Genomic DNA, 11,082 nt, shown 5'->3' with positions numbered 1-11,082 from the left:
CCCGCGATAGCGCCGTCGAATGCGACCTTCAACCCCTGGTCTTGCTCCGCAGCGGTTTGAGCAGATCGCCCAACCCGTTGTGGTCGATCTCATGCATCAACGCCAGCAACCCGCCCAGTTCTCCGGGCGGGAATCCCTTGCGCGCGAACCAGGCCAGATAATCACCGGGCAGGTCGGCGATGATCCGCCCCTGGTACTTGCCGAAGGGCATGGTGCGGGTGACCAGCAGTTGCAGGGATTCTGGTTTCATCGGGCATCGGCCTGTTGCAGGTGAAGCGCGGACCATACTGCAAACTGCACGACGACCCAAGCGGCGATCATGCAGAACACCGTTTCACCCCGTCGCCGCGTTTGTTTTAAGTTTTTGATTTTAAATGATTATTTTTCTTTGGTTGGCCTGGCACGAAGCCTGCTCCGGTAAAAGTGACTATCACCTGCCAAGGAGTTGTTGTCATGAGCAATCCCAACAAAGACACGATCGATGTACTCAACGACCTGATCGAGTACAGCAAGGACGGGGAGAAAGGTTTCAAGACATCCGCCGAGGATGTGAAGAACCCTGAGCTCAAAGCCTTCTTCGTGCAGCGCGCCAGCGAGTGCGCCAGCGCCGCGGCGGAACTGCAGAGCGAAGTGCGGCGCTTGGGCGGCGACCCGGAAACCAGCACCAGCATCAGCGGCGACCTGCACCGTGGCTGGGTCAACCTCAAGTCGATGGTCACCGGCAAGGATGAGGAGGCGGTGCTCAACGAAGTCGAACGCGGCGAGGACCATGCCCTGAAAGCCTACAAGGAGGCTCGCGAGAAACTGGTCAAGCTGGGGCGTACCGCCAATGACCAGAGCTACGCGCTGGTGGAGACGCAGTTGCAGGGCGTGCAGCGCAATCATGATCAGGTGAAGGCGCTGCGTAACGCGGCACGCGCTCGCTCTTGATGTTTTTGGGGCTGCTTTGCAGCCCTTTCGCCGAAAAGCCGGCTCCCACAACGATAGCGCCAGCGCCATTTTGTGGGAGCCGGCTTGCCGGCGAAAGGGCCGCGTAGCGGCCCCAACGGCTCAAAGCTCGGGTCCTTCGACCCGATTCCGGCCATTGGCCTTGGCCCGGTACAACGCCTCGTCCGCATCACCCAGCAGCGCCGTCAGGTCCTGCTGCATCCCGGGAACATGCAGGCCTATTCCCACACTGACGGTTACCGAACGCTCGTCGTCGGCGAACGGCGGCAACGTCTCGACGCTGGCGCGAATACGCTCGGCCAGCAGCAGGGCCCCCGCCAGCTCGGTTTCCGGCAGCACCACCTGAAACTCCTCTCCGCCATAACGCGCCGCCAGGTCTGCCGGGCGACGGATGCAGCGCTCGATGGTCGTGGCCACCTCGCGCAGCACATGGTCGCCGCCGGCGTGGCCATGGCGCTGGTTGAATGCCTTGAAATGATCGACGTCCACCATCAGCACCGCCAGCGGCTTGCGGTTGCGCTGGGCGCGCGCCCACTCCTGGCGCAGCACCTGGTCCAGGCGGCGACGATTGGCCAGGCCGGTGAGGCTATCGGTGGCGGCCAGGGCTGCCAGGCCCTGTTCGGCATCGTGGCGACGGCGCAGTTCGCGCCCGAGCAGCAGGGTCAGCCAGAGGATGCCGATGCACAGCACGCCCGTGGCGACGCTGACCAGGATCGCCGTGCGTCGCCACGACTGGAACACCTCGTCGGCCGAATGCACCACCAGCACGATCAGCGGCAGGTCGGCGACCCGGGCGAAGGTGTACATGCGCTGGCCGCCGTAGGTGGTTGAGGTGGCGGTGAAGCTGCCACTGCGTTCGATGAGGATGCGCTTGAAGTTGGGGCGTTCGCTGTAGCTTGTGCCGATCAGCGGATCCTGCGGGCGGGTCGGCTGGCGGGCCAGCAGTTGGCCGTCGCTGTTGATCAGGTTGATGCTGCTGTCCTCGCCGATGTCCAGGCGCTGGAACAGTTCGTTGAAGTAGGACAGGCGCAGCGCCCCGGCGGCCAGCCCCTGGAATTCGCCGTTGGCCCCCGAGATGCGGCGGCTGAAGCTGATGCACCAGTCCAGGTTGCCCAGCCGCGCCTTGAACGGCGGGCTGATCAGCAGGCCCAGGCCAGGGTGGTCGCGGTGTGTCTGGAAGGGGACGGTATCGGCGAAGTTGGCCTGGCGCGGCACCGCGCTGGTGGAATCGCCGAGTACGTCGCCCTTGGCGTCGAGCCAGAGGATGTCGCCACGCACCGGGGCGGAGAAGGCCTGGTTGAACAGGATCTGCTGGCGTAGCTTGATCGGCACGTTGAGCAGTTCGGGGTGTTGCACGGCCCAGATCAGGCCCTTGAGCGACTGGTCGTAGAGTTCGACGTTGCGCAGGATGTCGCTTTCGATCAGTTGCACGATGTTGCTCGAGGAACGCATGGCCGCCTGCTCGACGCTGGCGCGCTCACGGGTCAGCAGGTAGCTGACGATGGCCACGATGGCGAGCACGGCGAGGCAGCTGCCCAGGTTGAGGATCAGCTCGGGGTGCGACTTGTACAGGGCGGATCGTGGTGATCGGGTGGGCAACGTCATGCTCGCTACTGCATAAGCCCCGGGATCCATGGGGAGTGGGCCAAAAAGCGGCGGCGACATTTTAGGCAAGGCGGGATTGTCGGACAAGATCAAAGCCGATTTGGCCGACGGAATTGATTCGGTGGGTGGCTCACTCCGGCAGTCTGGGGCCGCTTTGCGGCCCATCGCCGGCAAGCCGGCTCCCCAGGGGACAGCGCGAAACCTGTGGGGCCGACTTGCCGACGAAAACGAGGGCGTAGCCCTCGCCCCCGGTTAGAACACGTTCAGCGGGTAATCCACGATCACGCGGAATTCGTCGTTGTCCGCCGCGTCCGAGTACGCCGCGTTGGCCCGGTGCGTGGCGTAGCGCAGCAGCACCGACAGGTCCTTCAGCTGGCCTTCCTGGAACACGTACTTCAGGTCGAAGTCGCGTTCCCAGTGACGGGCGTTCTTGCCTTCGGGATTGTAGAAATCATAGAACTCGGTGTCCTGGCTGGCCTTGGTCAGGTCGGCCTTGCCGCGCGAGTACGACAGCGACGAGGTCAGGCCCGGTACGCCGAGGCCGGCGAAGTCGTAGTCGTACTGCAGCTTCCACGAACGCTCGTTCGGCGCGTTGAAGTCCGAGTACATGCGCGAGTTGTCCAGGTAGATGCTGTCACCCAGGTTGATGTAGTCGAACGGCGTGTTGCCGTTGACCCGCTGGTACGCGGCGGTGACGCTGTGGTACCCGGCGGCCACGGTGAAGTGCACGCTCCAGGTGTTGTTGTCGATGCTGCCCAGCTTCGACTCGCCGGTGTCCTGGGTGTGATAGAAGTGCACGCCGGGGTTCAGGCTGACCAGGTCGTTGACCGCGTAGGTGTAGTCGAAGTCGGCGTAGTACTGGTTCCAGATGTCCTTGAGCTCGGCGGCATAGACATTGGCGGTGATGTTCTCGGTGCCGCTCCACGACGCGCCGGCCCAGCTCAGGTTCTGGCTGTCCTGGTCGGGGGTCTGGTTGCTGTAGTAGGTGTTGATGCGGCGGTGGCCGCTCTGGTTGTAAGGCTTGGTGAAGCTGACCTTGCCGCCTTCGAGCATCAGCCCGTCGATGCTGTTGTTGGTCACCGCGAAGCCGCGGAAGGTCTGCGGCAGCATGCGCGTTTCGCCACCGGCGATCACCGGATTGGTGAGGAACAGGTCACCGGCCTTGAACTCGGTGTCGAAGCCCTTGAGCTTGATCGCGCCACCAGCGGTGGAGAAGGCGTGGCGTGCCTTGTCGCCTGGGGTGCTCGGCAGGATCGAGGTGCCGGCGTGGCCGGAGCCGCCGTCCAGCTTCAGGCCGACCATGGCGTGGGCGTCGAGGCCGAAGCCGATCACGCCCGGGGTGTAGCCGGACTCGAAGCGCGCCACGGCCCCTTGGCCCCACTCGCGCTTGTCGTCGATGTCGTGGTTCTTCTCGTTGCGGTTGAAGTACGCATTACGCAAATGCAGGTTCAGCGTGGAACCCTCGATGAAGCCATCAGCCTTGTCTTCATCGGCCTGTGCGGCGACGGGCATCGTTGCGGCCAATGCAACGAACAGCGGGGTAAAACGAAACGCGAAAGGCACCGGTACAAACTCCTTTGGTCTAGCGGTGGGGCAGTTTTTATTGTCGTGTCTGCAAGTTTCTTATTAGAGACGTAACAGCCTGGCTGATATTTTCGACACATAAAAAAAGCCGCTGATGGGCAGCGGCTTTGAAAGGCTAACATATCGTCACGGGCAGTGCCCATGGTGTAGCCAAGGGAAAAAAGCAAACGCGGGGATCGCCGATCAGCTGTCGGCATTGGCCTCGCTGGAAACCTTGGAAGCAGTCTGCTGTACGTCTTTCACCGTATCGGCCTGCTGCGCGGCGTAAGCTTCGCGAGCCTCCTGGTGAACCGCGGCGAGTTCGGCATTACGGGCGACGAAGGCCGGGGATTCTTCCGCCATGGCCAGGGGCGACAACAACAGGGAAGACAGGACGAACACGCTGGCAATACCCATACTGTTGGACATTTGATGCAACCTTCTTGCGGAGCAAGTGCGAGTGGAAACAGGGCTAAAGTTAATCCTGTGACCACAGGGGGAAACAGAGCCTGTTCGGATAAGCACTGTTGCGTAAAAAGTAATTATTGCTGCGAACACACTTAGATTTTTACCGCAAACCCGCGTAGTTGAGCGCTCGGCAGGCTGATGCCGAAGGTATTGGCGCCGGCCTCGCTGCGCACGAAGACACTGCCGCCATGCATCAGGGCGATGGCCTTGACGATCGCCAGGCCCAACCCATGATTGCCGGCGCCACTGTTGCTGCGCGCCGCATCCACCCGGTAGAACCGTTCGAACAGCAGCGGCAGGTGCTCTTCGGCAATCTCCGGTCCCGGGTTGCTGACCGCGATGCTGACCTGTTCCTCATCCGCCTCGATGCGTACCTGGATCACCTGATTCGGCGCGGTGTGCTGCACGGCGTTGTTCAACAGGTTGATCAGCGCCCGGCGCAGCTGGGCCTTTTCGATGCGCGCCTGGGCGTCGCCGCTGACGGTGACGCTGACGTGGGCGTCCTCGAGGATGTAGTCGAGGTAGTCCAGGGTGGTCGCTACTTCCTCGGCCAGCGAGGCGTGGGTCAGGGCCGTGGCCTTGCTGCCCTGGTCGGCGCTGGCCAGGAACAGCATGTCGTTGATGATGCTGCGCAGGCGCTCCAGCTCTTCGAGGTTCGATTGCAGCACTTCGAAGTAGTGCTCGGCGCTGCGGCCACGGGTCAGCGCGACCTGGGTCTGGCCGATCAGGTTGGTCAGCGGCGAGCGCAACTCGTGGGCGACGTCGGCATTGAAGGCTTCGAGTTGCGTATAGGCCTGGCTGACCCGATCGAGGGCGGCGTTGAAGGCGCCGGCGAACTGCGCCAGCTCCGGTGGCAGGTTATGCGTCTGCAGGCGACCGTCCAGGCGCGGCGGGGCAAGGGTCTGGGCTTCGTCCGAGAGTACCAGCAGGGGCTTGAGCCCGATGCGCGCCACCCAGTAGCTGAGCAGCGAGGCCAACAGCACGCCCAGCGCCGCCAGCCCGACGATGGCCACCAGCAGGCTGTGCTGGGCCTGCCAGAAGGTCTCGGTGTCGATGCCGATCAGAAAGCGCAGCGGTGGGCGGTCGCCTACCGCGGGCAGTTCGCTGACCAGTACCTTGTAGGGATAGGGACTGTCGGCCAGGCGCAGTTCGCGCATGCCCTGCGGGCCATCGGCGACGCCGCGGATCTGCTCGTTAGGGTGGCCATATTCGAAGACCGAGTCGCTGCTCACCACCCAGAAGCGGATGCGCCGGTCTTCCTCGCTCAGCAGGTTGAGCTTGTTGTTGATCTTGGCCCAGTGCTCGGCGGTGCCGTAGCGATTGAGGGTGGACTCGAGCACGCTGAAGCGCGCGTCCAGCTCGGCCTCGGGCAGCATGTCGAGGCTACGGTCGACCTGGCGGTACAGCGCGCTGCCGATCAGCACGAACACCGCCAGCGCCACCAGGGTGAACAGTGCCGACAGGCGCAGGGCGATGGAGTTGCTATGCACGGTTTTCCAGGACATAGCCCATCCCTCGAATGGTGTGCAGCAGCTTGTTGTCGAACGGCCCGTCGAGCTTGGCACGCAGGCGCTTGATGGCCACTTCGACCACATTGGCGTCGCTGTCGAAATTGATGTCCCAGACCAGCTCGGCGATGGCGGTCTTGGACAGGATCTCGCCCTGGCGCCGGGCGAGCACGCTGAGCAGCGAGAATTCCTTGGCGGTCAGGTCCAGGCGCGATCCCGCGCGGGTGGCCTTGCGCGCCATCAGGTCGACCCACAGGTCGGCCACCTGGATCTGCAGCGGCTCGTGAATGGCGCTGCGCCGGGTCAGGGCCTGCAGGCGGGCGACCAGTTCCAGGAACGAGAACGGCTTGCCCAGGTAGTCATCGGCGCCCTCGCGCAGACCATGGATGCGGTCCTCGACCCGCTCGCGGGCGGTGAGCATGATCACCGGTGTCTGCTTGCGTGCCCGCAGCGCGCGCAGCACGCCGTAGCCGTCCAGGCCGGGGAGCATCACGTCGAGCACGATCACCGCGTAGTCGCCTTCCAGGGCCAGGTGCAGGCCATCGACGCCATCACGCGCCAGGTCCACGGTGAAGCCCTGTTCGCTCAGGCCGCGATGCAGGTAGTCGGCGGTTTTCTCTTCGTCTTCGATGATCAGCACACGCATGGTCTTGTCTCAGCTGGCGGTCGGCGCCGGGACAACGGTGGCCCGGCGGCGATGGAACAGGCGTTCCAGGGCCAAGTATATGACCGGCGTGGTGAACAGCGTCAGGACCTGGCTCACCAGCAGGCCGCCGACCACCGCGATGCCCAGTGGCTGGCGCAGCTCGGCGCCGGGACCGAAGCCGATCATCAGCGGTACCGCGCCGAGCAGCGCGGCCAGGGTGGTCATGATGATCGGGCGAAAGCGCACCAGGCACGCCTGGTGGATCGCCTGCTCGGGCGTCATGCCGTGGTGGCGCTGGGCTTCGAGGGCGAAGTCGATGAGCAGGATGCCGTTTTTCTTGACGATACCGATCAACAGCACCACGCCGATCAGCCCCATGATGGTGAAGTCCTGGCCCATGGCCCACAGCATGATCAGCGCACCGAGGCCCGCCGACGGCAGCGTCGAGATGATGGTCAGCGGGTGCACGAAACTCTCGTAGAGCACGCCGAGGATGATGTACACCGCCACCAGGGCGGCGAGGATCAGGTACGGCTGACTCGCCAGCGAGCTCTGGAACGCCTGCGCCGCACCCTGGAAGTTGCCGGAGATGGAGTCGGGCATGCCCAGTTCGCGCTGGGTGCGTTCGAGGGTCTGCACGGCGTCGCCCAACGCCACGCCTGGGGCGAGGTTGAACGACAGGTTGGCGGCCGGGAACAGACCGTCATGGCTGATCGACAGCGGGCCGGTGCTGGGCGGTTCGACATGGGCCAGCGCCGACAGCGGCACCATTTCGCCGGACATCGGCGAGCGCAGATAGAAGTAGTTGAGGCTTTCGGCCTTGCCGCGCTGGCGGGCGTCCAGTTCGAGGATGACCTTGTACTGGTTGGTCTCGGTCTGGAACTCGCTGATCTGCCGCTGGCCGAAGGCGTCGTACAGGGCCTGGTCGACATCGGTGGTGGTCAGGCCGAAGCGCGCCGCGGCCTGGCGGTCGATGTTGATGTGGGTGACGCTTGCGCCCAGTTGCAGGTCGTTGGACAGGTCGCGGAACTCCGGGCTCTCGCGCAGGCGGTCGGTCAGGCGTTGGGTCCACAGGTTCAGCGCCGCGCCGTCGTTGCTCTTGAGCACGTACTGGTACTGGGTGCGGGTGGGGCCTGAGCTGAGGTTGATGTCCTGGCCGGCGCGCATGTACATGACGATGCCCGGAACCGCGGCAAGCTGGGGACGCAAGCGGTCGATCCACTCGCTGACCGACACATCGCGATCGCCACGCGGCTTGAGGGAAATCCAGAAGCGGCCGTTGGCCATGGTCTGGTTGCCGCCGGTGGCGCCGACCGCATGCGCGAAGGCTCGCACCGCCGGGTCGGCGGCGACGATCTTCGCCATGGCCTGGTGTTTTTCTATCATCGACGAATAGGAAACATCCGCCGCTGCCTCGGTGGTGCCGAAGACGAAACCGGTGTCCTGCAACGGGAAGAAACCCTTGGGGATGGCCACATAGCCGGCCACCGTCATCGCCAGGGTGACACCGAACACGCCCAGGGTGATGCGCTGGTGCGCCAGGGCCCGGTTCAGGCCCTTTTCGTACCAACGCACCAGCCGTTGGCCGAAGCCCTCCTTGTGGTCATGGGACGGACGGCGCATGAACAGTGCGGCGAGGGTCGGTGCCAGGGTCAGCGAAACCACCACCGAGATCAAAATGGTCGCGGTGGCGGTCAGGGCGAACTCCTTGAACAGCCGGCCGACCACCCCCCCCATGAACAGCAGCGGAATGAACGCGGCGACCAGCGAAAGGCTGATGGAGACCACGGTGAAGCCGATCTCGCCCGCCCCCTTGAGCGCAGCGGTACGGCTGTCGTCGCCCGCCTCCAGATGACGATGGATGTTCTCCACCACGACGATGGCGTCGTCGACCACGAAGCCCACGGCGATGACGATGGCCACCAGGGTGAGGTTATTGAGGCTGAAACCGAAGACGTACATGAAGGCGCAGGTGGCAATCAGCGACACACCCAGCACGCTGGAGACGATGAAGGTCGCCGACAACTGGCGCAGGAACAGCGCCATCACGCCGATCACCAGGACCACGGCGATGATCAGGGTCAACTCCACTTCATGCAGAGAGGCGCGAATGGTCTGGGTGCGGTCGTTGAGCACCGACACCTCGACCGATGCCGGAAGCATTTCCTGCAGGCGGGGCAGGGCGTCCATCATCCGGTCCACGGTATCGACGATGTTCGCGCCGGGCTGGCGGAAGATCACCAGGTTCATTGCCGGCCTGTCGCCGGACCAGGCCTTGACGTAGGCGTTCTCGGCGTCGTAGAGCACCTTGGCCACATCGGACAGGTGCACCGGGGCACCATTGCGGTAGCTGACGATCAGCCTGGCGTAGTCTTCGGGCTGGAACAGCTGGTCGTTGGCGGCGATGGTCGAGACGCTGTGCTCGCCATACAACGCACCCTTGGCCAGGTTGAGACTGGTCTGCTGCACGGCCTGGCGGATGTCGGCCAGGGTCAGGCCGATGGCGGCGAGTTTCTCAGGCTGGGCCTGCACGCGGATCGCCGGGCGCAGCTGTCCGGTGATGTTGATCAGGCCCACGCCCTCGATCTGGCTGAGCTGGCGGGCCAGCAGGGTTTCGGCGTAGTCGCTCAGTTCGTTGCTGGGCATCTGCGTCGAGCTGAGCGTCAGTACCAGCACCGGGCTGTCGGCCGGGTTGACCTTGCGCCAGGTCGGCGGGCTGGGCATGTCCTGGGGCAGGCGTGCGGTGGCGGTGTTGATGGCCGCCTGGACTTCCTGGGCGGCGGTGTCGATGTTCTTGTCGAGGGTGAACTGCAGGATCAGGTTGGTCGAACCCAGGGCGCTGCTGCTGGTCATCTGGGTCATGCCGGGGATGGCGCTGAACTGCACTTCCAGCGGGGTGGCGACCGAAGAAGCCATGGTCTCCGGGCTGGCGCCGGGCAATTGGGCGGTGACCTGGATGGTCGGGAAGTCCGCTTCGGGCAGCGGCGCCACCGGCAGGCGCGGGAAGGCGATGGCACCAAGCAGCACCAGGGCGAAGGTCAGCAGCAAGGTGGCGATGGGGTGGTCGATGCACCAGGCCGAGATACCGTTGCGGGTGTTCATGGCTGGCTCCTGCGGTCGGCGATCTCGGCGGGCGCGGGGGCGCCGGGCGCGACTTCGACCGTCGAGCCTGGCTTGAGTCGCGACTGGCCATCGAGCACCAGGCGGTCCCCGGCCTTGACCCCGGCGATGATGTTCAGCGTGCTGTCCTGGTACACCACCTTGACCGGCACGGCCGTGACCTTGTCGCCTTCCAGGCGGTAGACGAAGTGGCCATCGAGGCCGCGCTGCACCACCGGTGGCGGCACCACCAGGGCGTTTTCGTCCAAGGCGGTGCGCAGGCGCACGGTGACCAGCTGGCCTGGCCAGAGGCGACCGTCCTTGTTGTCGAACTCGGCTTTGACCCGCACCGTGCCGGTGTTGGCCGAGACCTGGTTGTCGATCAGCATCAGGTGGCCGGTGTCGAGCAGGCTGCGCTCGCCGTCGGCATCCATGTAGGCCTCGACCTCGGCGGGTGCGGAAGATTTCAGCAGGCCTTGCAGGAGCGGCAGTTGCTGCTGGGGCAGGGCGAACTCCACGGCGATGGGGTCGATCTGGGTGACACTGAACAGGCTCTGGGTGTCGCTGGTGCGCACCAGGTTGCCAGGGTCGACGTTACGGATGCCGACGCGGCCTGTCACCGGCGAGCGGATCTGCGTGTAGCTGAGCTGCACGGCGGTATTGTCGATGGCGGCCTGGTTGCCCTTGATCGTCGCCTGCAGCTGATTGACCAGCGCCTGCTGCTGGTCGAGGGTCTGCTTCGACACACCGTCGTCGGTGCTGAGCAGCTGGTAGCGCTTGAGGTTGACGTTGCCCACCTGCAGTTGCGCCTGGGTCTGGGCGAGCTGGGCGCGGGCCTGGTCGAGGCTGGCGCGGATGGCTCGGTCGTCGAGGGTGGCCAGCAGCTCGCCTTGCTTGACCCACTGACCTTCCTTGACCAGCACCTGGGTGAGCACGCCTTCGACCTGGGGGCGCACCTCGACGCTGTGCAGCGACAGCACCGAGCCGATGGCGCTGAGGTAGCGCGGTACATCCTGCTGGGCCACGGCGACCACCCGCACCGGCACGGCGCTTGCGGCGCCGCTGGGCGGGGCTGACTGACGCTGGCTCAGCCATGCGCCGACGACGGCCAGAAGGACAAGGGCCAGGGCAGCGAGAACGAGGGGGCGGGATGGACGTCGCATCGTGGCGGACACCTTGGCCGGAGGGCGGGGAAAACGGGTTTGGGTACTACACGGTTATAGCGCGTCGACCGGGTCGCCAGCG

At 64.8% G+C, this 11,082-nt stretch carries 9 protein-coding genes; 1 reads left to right on the top strand and 8 read right to left on the bottom strand.

All coding sequences use genetic code 11. The features are described from left to right. Positions 1-28: 28 nt before the first annotated feature. A complete protein-coding gene (locus tag N7422_RS13670; protein WP_279807034.1) occupies positions 29-250 on the bottom strand; it encodes a DUF3820 family protein in 222 nt (73 codons plus the stop codon). 203 nt (positions 251-453) lie between these two features. On the opposite strand from N7422_RS13670, the gene N7422_RS13665 reads away from it, so the two are divergent. Next, positions 454-930, top strand: a complete 477-nt coding sequence (locus N7422_RS13665; protein ID WP_279807033.1) for a PA2169 family four-helix-bundle protein — start codon at positions 454-456, stop codon at positions 928-930. A 120-nt stretch (positions 931-1,050) separates the two neighbouring features. Here the strand turns inward: N7422_RS13665 and N7422_RS13660 are convergent, their stop codons facing one another. The 7 genes from N7422_RS13660 to N7422_RS13630 all read right to left on the bottom strand — a co-directional run bounded on the left by N7422_RS13660 (position 1,051) and on the right by N7422_RS13630 (position 11,000). Next, positions 1,051-2,547: a sensor domain-containing diguanylate cyclase gene (locus N7422_RS13660; RefSeq protein WP_279807086.1), complete on the bottom strand. Its 1,497-nt coding sequence runs from the start codon at positions 2,545-2,547 to the stop codon at positions 1,051-1,053. A gap of 258 nt (positions 2,548-2,805) precedes the next feature. Beyond that, positions 2,806-4,116 (bottom strand): OprD family porin, encoded by a 1,311-nt coding sequence (locus tag N7422_RS13655; protein WP_279807032.1) that lies wholly within the window; start codon positions 4,114-4,116, stop codon positions 2,806-2,808. A 204-nt stretch (positions 4,117-4,320) separates the two neighbouring features. Next, positions 4,321-4,545, bottom strand: coding sequence for a hypothetical protein (locus N7422_RS13650; protein WP_279807031.1), 225 nt, complete (start codon positions 4,543-4,545; stop codon positions 4,321-4,323). 131 nt (positions 4,546-4,676) lie between these two features. Continuing rightward, the gene (locus N7422_RS13645; protein WP_279807030.1) at positions 4,677-6,089 is read right to left on the bottom strand and encodes a heavy metal sensor histidine kinase; all 1,413 of its coding nucleotides are present in this window, start codon (positions 6,087-6,089) and stop codon (positions 4,677-4,679) included. Beyond that, positions 6,067-6,738, bottom strand: coding sequence for a heavy metal response regulator transcription factor (locus N7422_RS13640; protein WP_279807029.1), 672 nt, complete (start codon positions 6,736-6,738; stop codon positions 6,067-6,069). The genes N7422_RS13645 and N7422_RS13640 overlap by 23 nt, the downstream gene beginning before the upstream one ends. A 9-nt stretch (positions 6,739-6,747) precedes the next feature. Further along, a complete protein-coding gene (locus N7422_RS13635; RefSeq protein ID WP_279807028.1) occupies positions 6,748-9,840 on the bottom strand; it encodes a multidrug efflux RND transporter permease subunit in 3,093 nt (1,030 codons plus the stop codon). Beyond that, positions 9,837-11,000 carry an efflux RND transporter periplasmic adaptor subunit gene (locus N7422_RS13630; protein WP_279807027.1) on the bottom strand — a complete coding sequence of 388 codons (1,164 nt, stop codon included), beginning with the start codon at positions 10,998-11,000 and terminating at the stop codon, positions 9,837-9,839. Before N7422_RS13630 ends, N7422_RS13635 begins: the two co-directional genes overlap by 4 nt. Positions 11,001-11,082: the final 82 nt, after the last annotated feature.

The organism is Pseudomonas sp. GD04091 (assembly GCF_029836165.1).
Taxonomy (GTDB): Bacteria; Pseudomonadota; Gammaproteobacteria; order Pseudomonadales; family Pseudomonadaceae; genus Aquipseudomonas.
This window is presented reverse-complemented; position numbering and strand designations above follow the sequence as displayed.

Excerpts from the sequence above, each read along its gene's own strand:
- N7422_RS13670 (WP_279807034.1), bottom strand. The coding sequence starts at position 250 with ATGAAACCAGAATCCCTGCAACTGCTGGTCACCCGCACCATGCCCTTC.
- N7422_RS13665 (WP_279807033.1), top strand. The coding sequence starts at position 454 with ATGAGCAATCCCAACAAAGACACGATCGATGTACTCAACGACCTGATC.
- N7422_RS13650 (WP_279807031.1), bottom strand. The coding sequence starts at position 4,545 with ATGTCCAACAGTATGGGTATTGCCAGCGTGTTCGTCCTGTCTTCCCTG.
- N7422_RS13645 (WP_279807030.1), bottom strand. The coding sequence starts at position 6,089 with ATGTCCTGGAAAACCGTGCATAGCAACTCCATCGCCCTGCGCCTGTCG.
- N7422_RS13640 (WP_279807029.1), bottom strand. The coding sequence starts at position 6,738 with ATGCGTGTGCTGATCATCGAAGACGAAGAGAAAACCGCCGACTACCTG.
- N7422_RS13635 (WP_279807028.1), bottom strand. The coding sequence starts at position 9,840 with ATGAACACCCGCAACGGTATCTCGGCCTGGTGCATCGACCACCCCATC.
- N7422_RS13630 (WP_279807027.1), bottom strand. The coding sequence starts at position 11,000 with ATGCGACGTCCATCCCGCCCCCTCGTTCTCGCTGCCCTGGCCCTTGTC.